This window comes from Phyllobacterium sp. GQ127, from assembly GCF_059758635.1.
Genome location: NZ_JCAXDZ010000001.1, coordinates 95,004 through 113,652 on the forward strand (window position 1 = coordinate 95,004; position 18,649 = coordinate 113,652).

General features: G+C 52.6%; 21 protein-coding genes. 10 read left to right on the top strand and 11 right to left on the bottom strand.

Annotation, left to right across the window (positions count from 1 at the left end):
• Nucleotides 1–3: 3 nt before the first annotated feature.
• Nucleotides 4–852 carry a CAF17-like 4Fe-4S cluster assembly/insertion protein YgfZ gene (gene ygfZ, locus AC6CHM_RS00485; RefSeq protein WP_498171569.1) on the bottom strand — a complete coding sequence of 283 codons (849 nt, stop codon included), beginning with the start codon at nt 850–852 and terminating at the stop codon, nt 4–6.
• 74 nt (nt 853–926) lie between these two features.
• On the opposite strand from ygfZ, the gene AC6CHM_RS00490 reads away from it, so the two are divergent.
• Entirely contained in the window at nt 927–2,261 is a 1,335-nt protein-coding gene (locus AC6CHM_RS00490) for a dihydroorotase (protein WP_354344950.1), read from the top strand.
• Here the strand turns inward: AC6CHM_RS00490 and AC6CHM_RS00495 are convergent.
• The 7 genes from AC6CHM_RS00495 to AC6CHM_RS00525 form a co-directional block, all read right to left on the bottom strand.
• Nucleotides 2,249–3,037 (bottom strand): PhzF family phenazine biosynthesis protein, encoded by a 789-nt coding sequence (locus tag AC6CHM_RS00495; protein ID WP_354344948.1) that lies wholly within the window; start codon nt 3,035–3,037, stop codon nt 2,249–2,251. The genes AC6CHM_RS00490 and AC6CHM_RS00495 overlap by 13 nt on opposite strands.
• A 30-nt stretch (nt 3,038–3,067) precedes the next feature.
• A complete protein-coding gene (locus AC6CHM_RS00500) occupies nt 3,068–3,958 on the bottom strand; it encodes a sigma-70 family RNA polymerase sigma factor (RefSeq protein ID WP_354344946.1) in 891 nt (296 codons plus the stop codon).
• The gene (locus AC6CHM_RS00505; RefSeq protein ID WP_354345055.1) at nt 3,945–4,400 is read right to left on the bottom strand and encodes a carboxymuconolactone decarboxylase family protein; all 456 of its coding nucleotides are present in this window, start codon (nt 4,398–4,400) and stop codon (nt 3,945–3,947) included. The genes AC6CHM_RS00500 and AC6CHM_RS00505 overlap by 14 nt, the downstream gene beginning before the upstream one ends.
• A 90-nt stretch (nt 4,401–4,490) precedes the next feature.
• Nucleotides 4,491–5,285, bottom strand: a complete 795-nt coding sequence (locus tag AC6CHM_RS00510) for a hypothetical protein (RefSeq protein ID WP_307283906.1) — start codon at nt 5,283–5,285, stop codon at nt 4,491–4,493.
• A 20-nt stretch (nt 5,286–5,305) separates the two neighbouring features.
• Nucleotides 5,306–5,563 carry a hypothetical protein gene (locus tag AC6CHM_RS00515; RefSeq protein ID WP_115051821.1) on the bottom strand — a complete coding sequence of 86 codons (258 nt, stop codon included), beginning with the start codon at nt 5,561–5,563 and terminating at the stop codon, nt 5,306–5,308.
• A gap of 102 nt (nt 5,564–5,665) precedes the next feature.
• Nucleotides 5,666–6,001, bottom strand: a complete 336-nt coding sequence (locus AC6CHM_RS00520) for a TIGR02301 family protein (RefSeq protein WP_115052189.1) — start codon at nt 5,999–6,001, stop codon at nt 5,666–5,668.
• A gap of 112 nt (nt 6,002–6,113) precedes the next feature.
• Nucleotides 6,114–6,545, bottom strand: coding sequence for an NUDIX hydrolase (locus AC6CHM_RS00525; protein ID WP_336441014.1), 432 nt, complete (start codon nt 6,543–6,545; stop codon nt 6,114–6,116).
• A gap of 98 nt (nt 6,546–6,643) precedes the next feature.
• Between AC6CHM_RS00525 and AC6CHM_RS00530 the strand changes: the two genes are divergently transcribed.
• Nucleotides 6,644–7,408, top strand: coding sequence for an SOS response-associated peptidase (locus tag AC6CHM_RS00530; RefSeq protein ID WP_307283913.1), 765 nt, complete (start codon nt 6,644–6,646; stop codon nt 7,406–7,408).
• A 29-nt stretch (nt 7,409–7,437) separates the two neighbouring features.
• Nucleotides 7,438–8,052 carry a LysE/ArgO family amino acid transporter gene (locus AC6CHM_RS00535; protein ID WP_115051819.1) on the top strand — a complete coding sequence of 205 codons (615 nt, stop codon included), beginning with the start codon at nt 7,438–7,440 and terminating at the stop codon, nt 8,050–8,052.
• On the opposite strand, the gene AC6CHM_RS00540 is transcribed toward AC6CHM_RS00535, so the two are convergent.
• Nucleotides 8,029–8,196, bottom strand: coding sequence for a hypothetical protein (locus AC6CHM_RS00540; protein WP_162802416.1), 168 nt, complete (start codon nt 8,194–8,196; stop codon nt 8,029–8,031). The genes AC6CHM_RS00535 and AC6CHM_RS00540 overlap by 24 nt on opposite strands.
• A 382-nt stretch (nt 8,197–8,578) precedes the next feature.
• On the opposite strand from AC6CHM_RS00540, the gene cysS reads away from it, so the two are divergent.
• The 4 genes from cysS to rarD all read left to right on the top strand — a co-directional run bounded on the left by cysS (nt 8,579) and on the right by rarD (nt 13,186).
• Nucleotides 8,579–10,033 carry a cysteine--tRNA ligase gene (gene cysS / locus AC6CHM_RS00545; protein WP_115051818.1) on the top strand — a complete coding sequence of 485 codons (1,455 nt, stop codon included), beginning with the start codon at nt 8,579–8,581 and terminating at the stop codon, nt 10,031–10,033.
• Nucleotides 10,030–10,524 carry a GFA family protein gene (locus AC6CHM_RS00550; RefSeq protein WP_115051817.1) on the top strand — a complete coding sequence of 165 codons (495 nt, stop codon included), beginning with the start codon at nt 10,030–10,032 and terminating at the stop codon, nt 10,522–10,524. Before cysS ends, AC6CHM_RS00550 begins: the two co-directional genes overlap by 4 nt.
• The gene (gene cimA / locus AC6CHM_RS00555; protein WP_498171572.1) at nt 10,497–12,134 is read left to right on the top strand and encodes a citramalate synthase; all 1,638 of its coding nucleotides are present in this window, start codon (nt 10,497–10,499) and stop codon (nt 12,132–12,134) included. Before AC6CHM_RS00550 ends, cimA begins: the two co-directional genes overlap by 28 nt.
• 101 nt (nt 12,135–12,235) lie before the next feature.
• Nucleotides 12,236–13,186 (top strand): EamA family transporter RarD, encoded by a 951-nt coding sequence (gene rarD, locus AC6CHM_RS00560; protein ID WP_115051815.1) that lies wholly within the window; start codon nt 12,236–12,238, stop codon nt 13,184–13,186.
• Here the strand turns inward: rarD and AC6CHM_RS00565 are convergent.
• Nucleotides 13,183–14,073 carry a CorA family divalent cation transporter gene (locus AC6CHM_RS00565; protein WP_162802415.1) on the bottom strand — a complete coding sequence of 297 codons (891 nt, stop codon included), beginning with the start codon at nt 14,071–14,073 and terminating at the stop codon, nt 13,183–13,185. The genes rarD and AC6CHM_RS00565 overlap by 4 nt on opposite strands.
• A gap of 120 nt (nt 14,074–14,193) precedes the next feature.
• Entirely contained in the window at nt 14,194–14,799 is a 606-nt protein-coding gene (locus tag AC6CHM_RS00570) for a TIGR00730 family Rossman fold protein (protein ID WP_115051813.1), read from the bottom strand.
• 162 nt (nt 14,800–14,961) lie between these two features.
• Here AC6CHM_RS00570 and AC6CHM_RS00575 point away from each other — a divergent pair, with 162 nt between their 5' ends.
• The 3 genes from AC6CHM_RS00575 (at nt 14,962) to AC6CHM_RS00585 (ending at nt 18,532) form a co-directional block, all read left to right on the top strand.
• Nucleotides 14,962–16,194, top strand: a complete 1,233-nt coding sequence (locus tag AC6CHM_RS00575) for a LysM peptidoglycan-binding domain-containing protein (protein WP_336440998.1) — start codon at nt 14,962–14,964, stop codon at nt 16,192–16,194.
• Nucleotides 16,195–16,283: 89 nt separating this feature from the next.
• Nucleotides 16,284–16,643 (top strand): ArsR/SmtB family transcription factor, encoded by a 360-nt coding sequence (locus AC6CHM_RS00580; protein ID WP_115051811.1) that lies wholly within the window; start codon nt 16,284–16,286, stop codon nt 16,641–16,643.
• Nucleotides 16,644–16,714: 71 nt separating this feature from the next.
• Entirely contained in the window at nt 16,715–18,532 is a 1,818-nt protein-coding gene (locus AC6CHM_RS00585; RefSeq protein WP_370878861.1) for an ABCB family ABC transporter ATP-binding protein/permease, read from the top strand.
• Nucleotides 18,533–18,649 lie beyond the last annotated feature (117 nt).

Genomic DNA, 18,649 nt, shown 5'->3' on the forward strand with positions numbered 1-18,649 from the left:
TGGTTACGCTTCCTGCGCAGTCACGGGAAATGTAAACCGGTGTTCGGGTGGAATGGCAAGGTCGATAGCAATATCTCCTGCCAAAATGGGAGTTTCACTATCGATCGCATCTTTAACGCGGTCGATACGGACAAGGGCTAGCCCGCTTCGTCCGGCAGCGCTTCCCAAAGTACCAAGCTCACGTCCATTTGCCGTTATGGATGTTCCTGTTGGGGGCAGGTCCACCGGGCTGTCGACAATAAGGATTCGCCGTCGTGCAGTTCCGCGATGCTGCATCCGGGAAACGACCTCCTGGCCGATGAAGCAGCCCTTCTTGAACGAAACACCATTGATCTGATCGAAATTGATGTCATGCGGAAAGGCATCGCCCAGCGCATAGTCTATAGGTGCTTCGGCCACACCATGAGCAATCCGCAGACGCGTCCACGCGTCGGCATCGCCATTGATAGCGGTATCGCCATAGTGGCGGCAAACGTTGAGGTCGCCAGGAAAGCGCTCATCCCGAACCGTAGAATCAGATTCTGAGACGCTTGACTCACTTCCCCATGAAACGGCCACAAGCGATTCAGAATCAATGGAAATCTGTACTTTGGCGCGCAGCTTATAGAGGCTCAGACGCTTGGCAAAATCATCGATCACAGACTGCAAAATGTCGAGACGCAAGCCATCGGCCGATCGTGAAATCAGAAACTCGAACATGATCTTGCCTTGAGGGCTCAGAAGGGCCCCAGGTCTGAGTTTGCCTCTTTGCAGATTATCGAGATCTGTGGTGATCAGGTTTTGCAGGAAGCTCTCTGCTTCTTCGCCTGTAACGTTGAGGATCGCTCTTCCGTTTAAAAGTGCCGATGGCATTGCATTATCCTTGCCTTATCTGTTCCTGTTACGTAATCCGCTCGGGACGGGTTCGCAAGGTGAAGGAGATGCAAATGGCTCAAACATTCGACACGATTTATCGAAGCGGAATGGTTGTCAATCAGGATGGTGTCGGTTTGCGCGATATCGGTATCATCAATGGGCGAATTGCGGCCATTGGCAATCTGGGCACCGCATCGGCGGGCGAAATCATCGATGCGACTGGCCTGCATATTCTTCCCGGCGTCGTCGATAGTCAGGTGCATTTTCGTGAGCCCGGCCTCGAACACAAGGAAGACCTGGAAAGTGGATCCCGTTCGGCCGTTCTTGGCGGTGTCACGGCGGTTTTCGAAATGCCCAATACCAAGCCGTTGACGACTTCAGCCGAAACCCTCGAAGACAAGGTCCGTCGCGGCAAGCATCGCATGCATTGCGATTTCGCCTTTTGGGTTGGCGGTACGCGTGACAATGCGCATGATGTTCCTGAACTGGAGCGTCTGCCAGGTGCCGCAGGCATCAAGGTTTTCATGGGTTCCTCTACCGGTGATCTTCTTGTTGAAGACGATGAGGGTGTTCGTTCAATCCTCAGAAATACCCGCCGCCGCGCTGCATTCCATTCCGAGGACGAATTCCGGCTGCGTGAGCGCGAAAGCTTCCGCGTCCCGAATGATCCGTCCTCGCATCCGGTCTGGCGCGATGAGATTGCAGCTCTTCAATGCACCGAGCGTCTGGTACGGATTGCCCGTGAAACCGGTGCCCGTATCCATGTTTTGCATATCTCCACCGCTGAGGAAATTGAATTCCTTGCTCAACACAAGGATGTGGCGAGCTGTGAAGCAACGCCGCATCATCTGACGCTTGATGCCAGCCAATATGCAACGCTTGGAACCTTGCTTCAGATGAATCCGCCAGTGCGCGACGCCCGTCATCGCGATGGTGTCTGGAGAGGTATAGGGCAGGGAATCGTTGACGTGCTTGGCTCAGATCATGCGCCCCACACATTGGAAGAAAAGTCCAAACCCTATCCTGCGTCACCATCCGGCATGACCGGCGTGCAGACACTTGTTCCAATCATGCTGGATCATGTAAATGCCGGACGCCTTTCCATTGAACGCTTTGTCGATCTTAGCTCGCATGGTCCAAATCGCCTGTTCGGTATGGCTCGCAAGGGTCGCATCTCCGTAGGCTATGATGCGGATTTGACAATTGTCGATATGAAGCGCCGCGAGACTATTACCAATGAGCAGGTGGGTTCAAAGGCTGGCTGGACTCCTTATGACGGCAAGATCGTCACAGGCTGGCCTGTAGGCACTATTGTGCGCGGCATTAAAGTCATGTGGGAGGGGGAGATCGTCACTCCCTCACAAGGCGAGCCGGTGCTATTTGGTGAGGCACTTCAAGGCAGATAAATCTCTGCCTTCATGAACGTCACCGCTGCACCGCTGATCAGTACACGATCATCAGCAAGCTCGCAGAGCAAGTGTCCGCCACGCGTTGAGCGTTGAAACGCGGACAAATGATTTTTGCCAAGCTTCGCGGCCCAATACGGCACAAGCGTTGAATGTATTGATCCGGTTACCGGATCTTCCGGAATGCCGGCATGGGGTACAAAATAGCGCGATACGAAATCATGCTCTTCACCTTTGCCGGTAATCACCAGTCCGAACGGGTCAAGTTCTGTAATTTTCGGCAGGTCGGGAACAAAATCAAGCACCGCCTGCTCATTTTCAAGCTCAATGAAGACATTCTCGAAATTCTGAAATGCCGTGATATTTTCCCGTGCGGTAATATCTTTTAGCGCGGGGAGGAGATTGGTCACTGGCTCTGGCGGAAAGCTTGGAAAATCGAGCTGATAGACTGATTGCTTTTTGTTGACGCGCAGGGCTCCGACCCTTGTCTCAAAAACCAATTCGCCTTTTATGCCCAGCTCATGCAGCAGCACATGGGATGAGGCAAGGGTGGCATGACCACAGAAATTCACTTCATGAACTGGCGTAAACCAGCGTAAATCCCAGCCAGTTGCGTTGCGTTTGACAAAGGCAGTTTCTGCAAGATTATTCTCGGCGGCAATGTTCTGCATGGTTTCAACCGGCAGCCATTCGTCAAGAACAAGCACTGCTGCCGGATTGCCGCGAAAAAGCTCGGTGGTGAATGCATCCACCTGGTACATTGTCAGCGTCTTCATTGGGCACCTGTGAATTCAAAAAGAGTGGCCTCAAGCTGTACCCTTTGCCGGGAATTTCGCAAACTGCAAATGTCCAAGTTTTTCCGGGTTGCGCATGACATAGATGGCCTTGATCTTCCCGTTCTCGATTTCCAGAGCGGTTGTTTGTGGCAGGTCATCAGACTCCATCGTAGCAAAGCCATGCAAGCCATCAATCAGGCCTTCAAATAGCAGAGTTGGAAGCTCGAAATCTGCACGGCGTGAAACGCCCTCGAAAAAGCGCATTATGTTCTCAGCTGTGTAAATTGGCTTGACCACCGAAAGCCTAACTCCGCCGCCGTCAGCATACATAACAACGTCATCTGCCAGAAGGGTTTGAAGTGTCTGTGTGTTGCCAGTGCGTGACGCATTAAAAAACGCGGCGGCAATTCTACTGCCTTGTTCATCCGAAACTGGAAACCGCGGCTTGGCCTTTTGTATATGATTGCGCGCCCGGTTTGCGAGCTGCCTGCAAGTCGCAGCATCCCGATTGATAGTCTGGGCAATCTGCTTGAAATCCTGGCCGAACACGTCATGCAGCAAAAAAGCGGCACGTTCGAGGGGCGACAGCCGTTCTAGTGCCATCATAAGGGTTAGCGTAATGTCACCTTCGGTCTCTTCTTCGAGCGGATTGAATATCGGTTCCGGCAGCCAATCTCCTACATATCTTTCCCTGCGCACACGCGCCGATTTCAGATGATCAAGGCAAAGGCGCGTAATTATGCTGACAAGGAAAGCTTCTTCACTGCGAACACTCGACTTGTCGGTCTTGTGCCAGCGAATGAAGCCCTCTTGAACAATATCCTCTGCCTCTGCGACCGACCCGAGCATGCGATACGCAATCCGGGTCAGTCGAGGCCTCAGGCGGTTGAACGCTTCTAGCGTGTCGTCAGGCTGCGACACTGGATTTTGCTACCGGATGTATGGAGCGGAACCCGATGGCAATACGGTTCCAACCGTTGATGGTGACAATGAGCATCGTCAATTTCACAATTTCCTCGTCAGTGAAGTGCAGCTTCAGGGCTTCATAATCACTATCGGGCGCATGGGTTTGCGAGACCAGAGTCAACGCCTCTGTCCAGGCCAAGGCAGCCCTTTCCCGATCGCTATATAATGGAGATTCTCTCCAGCCGTTCAGCAAATAAATGCGTTGCTCGGTTTCGCCATGCTTACGCGCATCCTTGGAATGCATATCGAGGCAATAGGCGCAACCATTGATCTGGGATGCACGCATCTTGACGAGTTCTTGCAGGCTTTTTTCAAGGCCATTACCTTCGACGCCTTCACTCATGACAAGCATCGGCTTGAGAGCGTCAAAACTTATAGGATTTAATCTGGCTTTCATCATCTGTCTCCTGTGTGGCATTCAGTTGCCTGAATACGAGACGAGACAGCATTGCCGGATGTGACATCCAATGAAAATAAATCTGAAAAATCAGTCGCCGGTCACGAAAAAGCGCCAGCGGCCTTTCGGAGTGATACCCAGACGATAAAATACATACGTGCCGAACTGCTTCATTTCATCATAGTCGCCAGCAGTAACGATTTGAAAGAGCTCAACTTTTTGTTTTGCATCCAGCTTATCCAACGGATAGGCAAAGAAATAGGGCCAAACGTATAATTCGTCTGCTGTGCCTGCATCGATGTGCACGAAGCCGGATTCCAGCACATCAACCAAAATTGCAAGTATTTCCTGCCCATCCGGATCGCCTGCCTGACTTTTCAGATAGGCCAGCGGGTCGCCGTCGACTTCGGCCAGCGAAAGCATGGTTACATCGTCACCAGACCCGATAAGTGGCCGCAGCGCTTCAATATTGCCCGATTTCGCAGCCTCGAGAATAAGCTGATGCATCTTTTGTACGGGGAAGGGTAGCTTGGTGAGATCGTACTGGACCTCTGGTGTTTCCGCTCCATCCTTCGCATTGGGCATTGCTGGATTGGTAGCCTTGGCACCCTCGGCGCCATCTTCCGCCGTAGGCTCGGTGGGCGCTGCACCTGGCGTATCTGATGATGCGGGCGGGGGTGTCTGTGTTTCGCCAGTCGGCTGGCTCGCGTCAGGCTTTGCAGGCTCTGCCGCCTTGGGCAGTTCTTCCTTTTTGATTTCGCTCAATGCAAGTTGCACCGGCGCACCTGAATTTGCAGACCATGCAGGTAGGCTCAATGCGCATACCGCTGTCGCCAGCATGATGGTTCTGGCGAAAGGATAAGCGGAAAGATGCTTTTCAAGCATGAATGTCACCCGGAATTTAACTACTGCAGAATGCGATTCGTCGAAAACTCGCCAGCAGAGATACGTTCGCGCAAGGCTTCGAGCAAGGCCAACGCGGACACTTCCCCGTTATCGCGGATAAGTTCGATCAGCGCGGTGGCAAATGCTGCTTCAGCCATGATCTCCGGTTCGATACCTTCAAGCGTGCCATCAGCCCAGACTTCATTCTGATATTCGATCGCTACGAGTTTTTTCTCTTCAGCAACCAATTTATCAATATCTGTCGAGGTCATGTTCATGATGTACCATCCTTGGCCGAAGCCAATTCTTAAAGTGCCACTAAACAATACCATAGGTTTTGCTTAAAATGCGGTTCATTGGCTTCAACAGTTAAAGCCTGGTTAATTTCCATATCCCGATACGATTTCGGAAGAAAGCTTTGTTCCTTCCTGTTCATAGCGGTCAATCGCCGCAATCGCCTGGCTTGTACAGGTCGAATAGGTCTCGTTAAAGGTCCTGTATCCCCGGTTAAAACTGGCAATCAAACGCGCCTTTCGCACTGGATCTGGATTTTCGGCCAGAAGCAGTGCATCCATTCTGTCGCGCCATTGGCTGCTGTTCTCGCCGCATATATTGCGCAAAGAGTGGATCGAGCCCAGCACTTCCGCCAGTCTTATCAATTTGGTTTCATAAAGAGGATCGACTGCATAGGCTGGAACAGCGCACGAAATTCCCATCAATGCCAATATGATAAACGCTGTTCGACGCACAAAATTGCCTTGAGCTGAATTCCCCAAACCCTTGTGTCCTGAAAGCAAGGCATCTTCAAGGCAGTTTGGTGGGATACCCTCAGCTTTCGAAGTCTCGTGCAAGTTCCCGTGCAACGTCAAGCACACTTTCCGTAACGTCAAATCCGGTCATTTCTTCATACCGCAACCAATGAACTGCTGCCGCGTCATCGGCAGCAATTGCTTCCCCAAGAACATCATGGGCTCGAAAAACAGCAAGGCGGAATGGTCTGGGGGAGGGAAATTCAGGCGTGGAGTAATCGAATGTCACTGTCGTAAGATAGGTGACCATCGCCGCAGCGAGGCCGGTTTCCTCGTGCAATTCTCTAATTGCCGCCTCCTGCGGCGTCTCACCATCCTCTCGTCTTCCGCCGGGAAAGGCGAGCCAGCCCTTGGAAGGATCGCGCCCACGCTCAACCAGGAGAAATGCACCGTCGCGGATGCATACGACCGATACGCCATCGACAGTTGGGGAAAGTGGAATTTGGTCCATATCCAAGCGGTAAGCCTTGCAAGTCCGTTTGACAAGATGGCGGTAGTTGAGCAAGTGGTGCATTGACGAAGGTCGCGGCAGCGTGGAAGCAGGTTAATATGTGCGGACGTTTTTCACTCCTTGGGACACCTGAAGAAATAGCGGCCTATCTTGCGCTCATGGAGCTTGAAGATTTTCCGCCACGTTTCAATATTGCCCCGACGCAGCCAATTCTCATGGTGATAAGCGGCGAAACTCCGCCCCCTGGCAGCAATCGTTCGGATCGCAAAGCGCTGCTTGTCCGCTGGGGTTTTATTCCGGGCTGGGTGAAAAATACTGCCGATTACCCATTGATGATCAATGCGAGGTCGGAAACTGCAATCGAGAAGGCCTCTTTCAAGACCGCTATGCGCCATCGCCGGGCTCTCATTCCGGCATCAGGTTTTTATGAGTGGCGTCGCAGCGGGGACAAAAAATCCCAAGCTTACTGGATCAGACCGCGCAATGGCGGCATCATTGCCTTTGCCGGACTTTATGAGCCTTGGGCTAATGCCGAAGGCTCGGAAATGGACACTGGAGCCATACTTACGACGCGTGCCAATGACGATATTCGTCACATTCACGATCGTATGCCTGTGATCATCGAGCAAAAGGATTTTGCTCGCTGGCTCGATTGCAAGACACAGGAGCCACGCCATGTTTCGGATTTATTGAAGCCAGCGCAAGCGGACTTTTTTGAAGCCATTCCCGTATCCGACAAGGTCAACAAGGTTGCCAATACCGGGCCGGATATTCAGGAAAGGGTGCTTGAAAATTTGAGCGAGCCCAAAAAATCCGCTCGCAACAAACCCGAAGAACCTGATACGCAGATGAAGCTTTTTTAATTCGCCCAGGTTTATCAGGATATCTTCGAATGCTTTCAGCCGCACTTTCCGGTTTTCTTCTTGGCGGATCGCTGATCATTGCCATCGGCGCTCAAAATGCCTTCATACTGCGTCAGGGATTGTTGCGCGAGCATGTGTTTATTCTCAGCCTGATCTGTGCATTGTCCGATGCGTTGCTCATTGCCGCAGGTGTTGCGGGTCTTGGCACGTTGATCGCCCAGTCGCCCAAACTCATTTCATTTGTAACGCTTGGAGGCGCTCTGTTCCTGTTCTGGTATGCCTCGGTAGCATTCCGGCGTGCATTGCACCCAGAGGCAATGCAGGCTGCACGGTTTGGCAGTAGCTCGCTGAAGGCTGCTATTGGCACCGTACTGGCGCTAACATTCCTCAATCCGCACGTCTATCTGGATACAGTTGTCTTGCTTGGGGGCCTCTCGGCCCGCTTCGAAGGGGCTAACCGCGCGGCTTATGGCGCTGGCGCGGCGATTGCATCCTTCGTCTGGTTTTTCGGCCTCGGCTATGGTGCGAGGCTGCTGCAACCGGTGTTCGCCCGTCCGGCTGCCTGGCGCGTGCTCGATGTTATCATCGGCCTTGTCATGGCGGGGATCGCGCTTAGTCTTTTAGTCCGTTTCCTGAACAATTGAAGCGAGCTTCAAAGGCGGACGCTGACGGACAGTGTTGAGTACTGCGGCTTGAATGGCTGCCGGGCCGATGGCGCGGTATTGCAGGGCAAGGTGGTCGGCAAAGATACTCTCTCGCGGCTTTGCAGTCTGTTGTGTCGGTATCATGGGTCTGGTCCTTTTGGGCGGGGCCTATTCCCCTTTTCGCATGAGAGACAGGAATCCCGTTCAAATTGGCCGGAAAAAAGGCACTTTCCGGGAGGATTTTAGGCTTTCCGGTTAATTTGCATTAACCAATGTGATCCCGACAAATTTGCCACACCAGCTTCCGATTGCCGGTGCTTGACGATTGGCTTGCGCTCAATCATAAAGACATCATGAAAACGTTGTCAGTTACGATTATTATCACCTGTCGGACCATTATCAGCTAGCTCCTGCTGGCCCGGTCGTTTTCATCTCAAATTTCCAGTACCAAAGATGCAAATATGCCGGTCAAGCGACCCGTCTGTTGATATTCTGTACATCCTTGAACCTGAAATTGAGATGACCCATGCCGCATGACATTAGCCTCTACAATACGCTGACACGCTCGAAGGAGAAGTTCGAGCCAATCGACGTTAAAAATGTGCGCATGTATGTCTGCGGCCCGACAGTCTATGACTACGCCCATATCGGCAATGCCAGACCTGTCATTGTCTTTGATGTGCTGTTTCGGCTTTTGCGCCACACTTACGGCGAAAATCATGTCACTTACGTTCGCAATATCACGGATATCGACGATAAGATTAACGCGCGTGCCGCCCGGGATTTTCCGAATCTGCCACTGAACGAAGCTATTCGAAAGGTGACGGAAGCTACGAACGCTCAGTTTCAGGCCGATGTGACAGCGCTTGGCAATCTGGAGCCATCGGCGCAGCCGCGGGCGACCGAGTATATTGCCGAAATGGTGGCGATGATCGACCGGCTGGTAGAGCGCGGCGTTGCCTATGTTGCTGACGGACATGTGCTGTTCTCACCCTCTGCGATGAATGCGGCGAGGGGCCCGCGCTATGGGCTTTTGGCACGGCGCTCCGCAGATGACATGCTCGCAGGTGCCCGCGTCGACGTTGCGTCGTATAAGCGCGACGAGATGGACTTTGTTTTGTGGAAGCCTTCCAGGGAAGGTGAGCCCGGTTGGCCGTCACCGGCGGGAATTGATGGTCTCGGTCGTCCCGGCTGGCATATAGAGTGCTCTGCCATGGCTATGGCCAAGCTGCTTGAGCCCTTCGGCGGTGGGTTGCGCTGCGATGATCCGATGAAGAATATCTTTGATATTCACGGAGGTGGCATTGATCTCGTTTTCCCTCATCATGAAAACGAAATCGCCCAGTCATGCTGCGCATTCGGCACGGATCGGATGGCCAATATCTGGATGCATAATGGTTTCCTCCAGGTTGAGGGCCAGAAGATGGCGAAAAGCGTCGGAAATTTTTTCACCATCAACGAATTGCTGGAGACGACGACATTTGGCGATCGCAAATGGCCGGGTGATGTTTTGAGATTGGCTATGCTCATGACCAATTATCGCGAGCCGATTGATTTCACCATCAATCGGCTAGAAGAAGCTGAGAATATCCTCGCCAAAGCGCGGGAATATGCAGGCTCTGCCGCTGTCGGATGGGTGCCCGATGAGGCTTTGGAGATATTGTCTGATGATCTTGCAACACCGGGCCTCATCAACTGGCTGGCTACAGTCCGCAAATCCCGGTCACTGGATCCCGCAGCTTACAAGGCAATATTTGCATTACTCGGCATTGATTTGAGTAGTGATGCCGACGAAGTGTCGTCTGAATTCGCCGCAGAGATTGAAGCTAAGGTAATGCAACGGCTAGAACTGCTCGGTGCACGCGATTTTGCTGAAGCAGACGCTATCCGTTATGAATTGCTGGAAAAGGGCATTCAGCTCAAAGATGGCAAGGATGCGGTCACGGGTGAACGTGTGACAAGCTGGGAGGTGAAGCGGTGAGTTTGGATAACAAGCCAGTCTACACCGGAGGCTGTCAATGCGGGGCCGTACGGTTTCGCGCTACTGGCGCGTTGGGGAGCCCATCGATCTGTCATTGCCGCATGTGCCAGAAAGCATTCGGCAATTTCTTTGCGCCGCTGGTTTCGGTAACGGATACCGATCTGACATGGACGCGAGGCGAACCAAAACGGTTTCAGTCGTCCAACCACGTCAAGCGGGGATTCTGCGCCGACTGCGGAACACCGCTGACCTATGAAGCGCCCGATGGTATAGCTCTTGCCATCGGTGCCTTTGATGAGCCGGAAGAACTAGCGCCGACTGTTCAATGGGGACTCGAAGGCAAATTGCCTTATGTCGATGATCTCTCGTCTTTGCCCGGATATACGTCCGAAGGTGATCCGGAATCCATCGATTTCCTGAAAACCATGATTTCGTATCAGCATCCGGATTTCGATACAGACAGATGGCCCGCGGAAGAGACGCACAAGTGAGCAAAGAACGCATCTACCTTTTCGACACCACCTTGCGCGATGGCCAGCAGACACCTGGCATTGATTTCTCGGTGGAAGACAAGAAAGTAATCGCGGCTATGCTGGACGAGTTTGGCTTCGACTATGTTGAAGGCGGCTATCCCGGAGCGAATCCGACTGACACAGCATTCTTTGCCGAAAAACGCACAAACCATGCAAAGTTTGCCGCATTCGGCATGACAAAACGCGCCGGCGTTTCTGTTTCAAATGATCCTGGTGTCACAGCGCTGATTGGCTCTTCGGCTGATACGGTTTGTTTCGTTGGCAAGAGTTGGGATTATCACGTTCGCGTTGCGCTCGGCTGCACGAACGAAGAAAATCTCGAGTCCATCGACGCGTCAGTGAAAGCCGCTGTCAGCGCGGGCAAGGAAGCCATTGTCGACTGTGAACATTTCTTTGATGGTTACAAGGCAAATCCTGACTATGCGTTGGCTTGTGCCAAGACCGCCTATGATGCTGGTGCTCGCTGGGTGGTTCTTTGCGATACCAATGGCGGTACGCAACCTGCTGAAGTGACGGCGATCGTCAAGGCGGTCACGAAAATCATTCCGGGTGACCATTTGGGCATTCACGCGCATAATGATACGGAACAAGCTGTCGCAAACTCGCTCGCTGCCATTGATGCTGGCGTCCGCCACGTGCAGGGCACGCTTAACGGTATCGGAGAGCGCTGCGGCAATGCCAATCTAATCACCATCATCCCGACATTGATGCTCAAGCCCGCATGGGCGGATCGCTTCGAGACCGGTATCAGCCTCGAAAAGCTGAAGGGGCTGTCGCGCTTGTCGCGCAGTTTCGACGAACTGCTTAACCGTGCGCCAAACGCGCAGGGCGCTTTCGTAGGCTCTTCCGCCTTCGCCACAAAGGCGGGAATTCACGCTTCTGCCCTGATCAAAGAGCCAGCGACCTACGAACATGTTCCGCCGGAAACGGTGGGGAATCGCCGCAAGGTCATGGTTTCCGACCAAGGCGGCAAGTCCAATTTCATCAACGAACTGGAGCGGCGCGGCATTTCTGTCAGCAAAACCGATCCGCGTCTTGATACGCTGATTTCGCTCGTCAAAGAACACGAAGCTGAAGGTTATGCCTATGAGGGTGCCGATGCCAGCTTCGAGCTATTGGCCCGGCGCACGCTTGGCACAGTGCCTGAGTTTTTCAAAGTGGATTCCTTCCGCTGTATGGTCGAGCGCCGCTTCGATGCCAATGGAAATATAAAAACTGTCTCCGAAGCTGTGGTTCGCATGGAAGTCGACGGCGAAATGCGTATGTCGGTGGCCGAAGGGCACGGGCCGGTCAACGCTCTCGATCTTGCCTTGCGCAAGGACATGGGCAGCTATCAGCATGAGATCAACGATCTCGTATTGGCGGACTTCAAGGTCCGTATTCTCAATGGTGGTACGGAAGCGATTACCCGGGTTTTGATAGAATCGACAGATTCCACCAATGTCAGATGGTGGACAGTCGGGGTTTCCGACAACATCATAGATGCGTCTTTTCAGGCATTAATGGACTCTGTGGTCTATAAATTGATGAAAAATCGCGATCTTGCAGGAAAAATTGCCGCGGAATAGATTGATTTGACTAGAAAAGAGCCAAAACATCAAATGGGTTGATGTTACGATCATTCGAATTCAATGGACGCAGTGCAGGCTGAAGTCTAGGACTTCGCTCCATGAGCGAACAAGCAAAAATGAATGATGCAATGCAATCCGTGCCTTTGCCGGGAATGTCCGATGGCAAGAAAGGCTTTCTTTTTGCTCTCTCAGCATATCTTCTTTGGGGCGTCCTTCCGTTTTATCTGAAGACCGTCGCTCATATTCCTGCGCTGGAAGTGGTCGCACATCGTATTGTCTGGTCTGTGCCAATTGCCGGTATCCTGCTCTGGTGGCTTGGCCTGTTTGGCGATCTCAAGGTCGCTTTGACAACTCCGCGCATGCTGGCGATGGCTACACTAACCGCCAGTCTGATCACTGTTAACTGGGGCACTTATGTCTGGGCCATCGGCTCTGGCCATGCGATCGATACGGCCTTGGGTTACTATATAAATCCGCTGGTCAATGTCGTTCTGGGTGCAGTGTTTCTCGGCGAACGTCTATCCAAGCCCCAAATGGTGGCCGTTGCGCTGGCGGCTTGCGCCGTGCTGCTCCTCACCATTTATTCAGGTGGCTTGCCGTGGATATCGCTGGTCCTGGCATTCAGCTTCGGATTCTATGGGTTCTTCCGCAAAACTCTACCTATTGGCCCGACGCAGGGATTCATGCTGGAAGTTTTGATCTTGTCGATCCCATCGCTTGCTCTGATCGGCTGGACTATCATTCAGGGCACCAGCCATTTCATGCAGGGCAATACGCATGATATCGCCCTGTTGCTTTTCGCCGGTCCGGCAACCGCCGTTCCACTGATCCTTTATGCCTTTGGTGCGAAACTGCTCCGATACACCACGATTGGCCTGATGCAATATATTGCGCCGACTATTGTGTTTCTGAGTGCAATCTTTGTATTTGGCGAACCATTTTCACACATCCAGTTCATCGCTTTTGCTTTGATCTGGTCGGCTTTGGCCATCTATACGTGGTCCATGTTGCACGAAGCGCGCAAAGCTCGCCCGGCTACGGCGGCCTAGCGCCGCGAACCGCCAATCTTGCGAACAAACAGATAAACCATCACTGAAATAAACAGCGCTACAAAAGCCACGATCCAGAAACCGTGCGGACTTTCCAGAAATGGCAATCCACCGGTATTCATGCCGAACAAGCCGCTGATCACTGTTGTGGGCAACAGGACGGCGGTCATGATCGACAAAATATAGAGAAACTGGTTGGACTGGTCGGATAGCTTTGCCATGAGTTCGTCCTGTAAAAGCCGAGCCCGCTGTTGCAATTGCTCTCCCTCTGCATGCAGCGTTTCGGCTCTGCGAGACAGGCCTTCGATCAGGTCATCGAGGTTCTCGGGAAATGCACGCCGGTCAGCATGGTCGATATGGCGAAAAATGCCGGTGGCCGCGGTTAAATGGCGATGAAACAGTACGATCTGGCGCCTTACGGGTACAAGCCGCTCCCGTTCGCCCTGCCAATTATCGCCGACGATATGATCTTCGATTGAGTCGAGCGTCTCGGCAAGCTTTGCTATTTCTGCTTTCAACAATTCAAGAAAACGCCGAAATATGGCATGGAACAGATCCAGCGGAGTTTCAAGTCTGATCTTGTCCCGCAATATGAACTGCCGGACATCATCGACCGACTGCAGAGGGTATCTGCGCCCGCTAATGAATAGTTTCTCGTTTAAAGCGAAGCGGAAATAACCCAGTTTGCGTGCATCGCCATAATGCTCGTGCTGCAGGTCGGGAAGTTCGCCGAAAAGCCAGCCGTCTTCATAGCTTATCTGATATTGGTCGCCCGCAGCGAGCAAGGTTTCCTTGACCGCTTCCGGGAGGTCGTCGTCGTTTTCCAGGTTACGTTTGGCGCGTACATCTACCAGCGCGTAACTTTTCCATGACCAGCTACTATCCACAGCAGATTTCGTAATCAGGCAGCCGCCGGTATCAAAATCATGGACTATGACAAAATCGTCGGTTCGAGGCGATAAATGTTTGGGATCGAGCGTGTCGATGATGCTGACCCTTTCATTCCGTCAGAGGCGTTCGATGATCGCTTCATTGCCTTCCCGATCCCCCCTCGACGCAGCGCTGAGGATTGCGGGTACAATATCTTCGGGCCTGTCTACTACAATTGGATTGACCAAATGTGACGTGTGTACGAACCCCTCGGCTTTCATGTGATCAAGTAGAGCCAGCATCGGATTCCAGAATCCATTGATGTTCGCAAAAACCATCGGCTTTTTGTGACGGCCAAGCTGCGCCCAGGTCATGATCTCGACAATTTCTTCGACAGTTCCAATACCACCGGGGAGGGTGACAAAAGCATCGGAACGCTCGAACATCTTGTGTTTGCGCTGGTGCATGTCCTCAGTGACGATCAACTCTGACAGCTGCTGCAGTGAATGCTCGGTGGCTTCCTTGTTCATAAGGAATTTCGGAATAATGCCTGTCACTTTGCCGCCTGCCGACATGACGCCATCGGCGACTGCACCCATAATACCTTTTGTGCCGCCGCCATAGATCAACTCAAGGCCATGCTCGGCTATAGAGTTTCCAAGCAGCTTGCCGCTTTGTTTGTAAATTGGATCACGGCCCGGCGAGGAACCGCAGTAAACACAAATGGATCGAATCTTGCTCATATATTCTTGGTGCCTTTTGCTTTGCTGACAGTCAAGCGCGACAAATCGGGACACCCTACCGCTTTGGCTGAATTAAAAGTATAGTAGGCCGGATTTGCGTCGTTTCTTGTAGAGGAGCATAAAAGGCGCTAGAGCAAAAAAGAACAAGAGGGTAGAAAAACAATGCTCAGCACACGAATTGCATTATTGGGGGTCAGCGCCGTTGTTGCCGCGGGGTTGGTTGCGCTTTATCTGGCAGATATTTCGGGTAAGACAGACGCTGATAAACCAGCCGCAATTGCTAATATTGACACTTCGGTGAAGCCTGCCGCACCAACAGAGCCAGCCGCCGAACCGGCTGCTTCGGTGCCTTCCACGGGCACTGCCCCGACACAGCAAGCAGCAATGCCGCAACCGGAATTGACAACAGTTCCACCAAGCTCTGGCGCACCCACTTTTGATGTATTGCGTGTCGAGCCGACCGGGTCGATTGTCATTGCGGGCAAGGCGTCGGCCAATGCCACTGTTGATCTGCTCTCACGCTCTAAAGTCATTGGCACTACAAAATCCAATGAAAGTGGCGACTTTGTTATTGTTCTCGAAGATCCGTTGAAGCCCGGCGATTATCAGCTTGTGCTGCGTTCAACCGGAGCCAGCGGGACAGCCATGACTTCGATTGAAACCGCAATCGTATCAATTCCTGAATCCAAAACCGGACAGGTGTTGGCTCTTGTCGAGCAATCGGGCCAGCCAAGCCGCATGATCACGACACCAGCGGCCACGCCCGCGCCCGATGCCGCACAGGCAGTGGTCACTGCTGCCCCGAAGGGCGACAAGCCCGTTGTTCAGCCAGCCGTTAAAGCCCGTATTGCTGTGGAAGCTGTCGAGATCGAAGGCAACAAGCTCTTCATCGCTGGCACTGCCGAAGCAGGCTTGACCGTGAAGGTTTACGCAAACAGCGATTTGCTGGGATCAACAATGACAACGCCGGAAGGGCGTTTTCTTGTTCAGACCGTAAAGGAGCTGGCAGTTGGCGACTATATCGTTCGCGCCGATATGCTTGCGGCTGACGGTGTTACCGTTCTTGCCAGATCTGCCGTACCTTTCAAACGTGAGGCAGGCGAGCGAGTATCGGCCGTCGCAGCTGCGCCGAAAGCCGATGAGCCTGTACAGGCCGAGAGCGCGACAGCGCAAGCTGCAACAGGTGATGCTGCCGCACCACTGCAAAGTGTTGAGGGCTCGGTCATTATTCGCCGGGGTGATAATCTGTGGCGGATTTCGCGCCGGACCTATGGCGAGGGAATGCGTTACACCACCATCTATCTTGCCAATAAAGAGCAGATACGCAATCCAAACCGGATTTTTCCTGGACAAGTGTTCGCCTTGCCTGAAACGGATAAACCCGCCGTCCAATAGAAAATATCTGCTGTATTCCGGCGGTTTTACGCAAAAGATTTGCGGGTAGGATTGCGTTTGCGATATATATCGTTTATCGACGATATACGATGACTTGCCAAAAATCTTTTGAAGACATTGAGAACGCCCGTATCCTGGCCGCGCTTGCCCATCCGGCTCGTCTGCGCATTGTCCGTCAACTGTCATGTCTGGATGCATCGTGCTGCAAGGATATTGTCGCTGGTCTCGACCTTGCTCAATCGACGGTTTCGCAGCATCTCAAGATTTTGGTTGAAGCTGGATTGGTTCGTTATCGCCAGTCCGGTCAAAGCTCGCATTACAGCATTGACCCGGCAGCATTCGCTCACGTTGCAATGCTTGTAAACAAAATGGCAGAGCTCTGCTGTCCACCACAAAAAATCATTCCACCGCAGCCGCAAGTCTGGCGCGAAAACATGCTTGAGGATTAGACGTGCCCGAAAAGACCGTATCATCCGAGTCTGGAAAAACTTTCCAGACAATCCGCAACCTTTGGCCCTATATGTGGCCGGTTGAACGTCCAGATCTGCGCATGCGGGTCGTATGGGCTACGGTCTACCTCATCATATCCAAAATTGTATTGATCCTGGTTCCTTACTTTTTCAAGTGGGCAACCGATGCGTTGAACGGCAAACTGGAAGTTTCCGAACTTTTGCCAGTCTTGCTCATCGGCCCTCTGATGCTGGTTGCTGCCTATAATCTGGCGCGTATTGTTCAAGCTGGGCTTAACCAGTTGCGCGATGCGCTCTTTGCCAGTGTCGGTCAATATGCCGTGCGCAAACTCGCTTATAAGACGTTTGTTCATATGCACGAACTATCCCTGCGTTTCCACGTCGAGCGCCGCACCGGTGGTCTGTCGCGCATCATCGAGCGTGGAACAAAGGGCATTGAAACCATTGTCCGTTTTACAATCCTTAATACAGCCCCGACGATCATCGAATTCCTGATGACCGCAGTGATATTTGCGTTCACCTATGGCCTGTCTTACGTGGCGGTCGTCGTAGCTACTGTTTGGCTTTATACTTGGTTCACAGTGCGCGCCAGTGACTGGCGGATCAATATTCGCCGCGACATGAACGAATCCGACACCGATGCCAATTCCAAGGCGATCGACTCGCTGTTGAACTTCGAGACCGTTAAATATTTTGGCAATGAAACCATGGAAGCAACCCGCTTTGATGGGGCAATGGCGCGATACGAAGTTTCCGCGACGCGCATCTGGACTTCGCTCGGTTGGTTGAACTTCGGTCAGGCGGTGATTTTCGGTATCGGCATGGCGGTCATGATGATCATGTCGGGCAGGGAGGTCATGGCAGGCACCCAGACAATAGGCGATTTTGTTTTCATCAATGCCATGTTGATGCAGCTTTCCATCCCGTTGAATTTTATTGGTTTTATATATCGGGAAATTCGTCAGGGATTGACTGATATTGAACAGATGTTTGATCTGCTTGATGTCGAGCAGGAAGTGAAAGACAAGCCTAATGCAAAGGCCTTGCAGATTGATCGTGGCACGGTCCGCTTTGACAATGTGCAATTTGCCTATGATCCAAAGCGCCCGATCTTGAAGGGTGTCAGCTTTGAGGTGCCAGCGGGCAAGACGGTGGCTATCGTCGGTCCATCGGGCGCGGGCAAATCAACGCTGTCGCGCCTGCTATTCCGCTTCTACGATATACAAAGTGGTTCGATCAGCATTGATGGGCAGGATATCCGCGATGTGACGCAGGAAAGCTTGCGCTCAGCCATTGGTATGGTGCCGCAGGATACTGTGCTTTTTAATGACTCTATTGCCTACAACATCCGCTATGGCCGAGTTAGCGCTACCGACGAGGAAATGCGTAATGCCGCCGAGCTTGCGCAGATCGGGCCATTTATCAATACGTTGCCCGAGGGCTATCAGGCCATGGTCGGTGAACGCGGGCTTAAGCTCTCCGGCGGCGAAAAGCAGCGTGTTGCCATTGCTCGAACGATCCTCAAGGCGCCCCCCATCCTCATACTTGACGAGGCGACGTCCGCTCTGGATAGCGCCACCGAGCATGAAATTCAGTCGGCACTTGATTTGGTCAGTCGTGACCGGACGACCCTTGTTATCGCCCACCGGCTATCGACCATTATCGGCGCAGATGAAATCATTGTTTTGAAGGATGGCGTGATTGCTGAACGTGGTACACATACCAAGCTGCTGAAAATTAAAGGCCTTTATGCGTCAATGTGGAATCGCCAACGCGAGGCAACCGAGGCCGAAGAGCGGTTGCGCCGCGTACAGGCCGAGGACGATCTTGGAGTGGTTGTCCGTGGAAAGCCTGCAATGCCCGCGTGAATGGTTTGCCCCGGCGGCCAATCTCCGATAAGAACGCGAAAACTCGTTGAAAAATAGCCGTCATGTAACGACATAGCCTACGGCGTTTCGCGACATATGATGCTGGCATAATCAGGG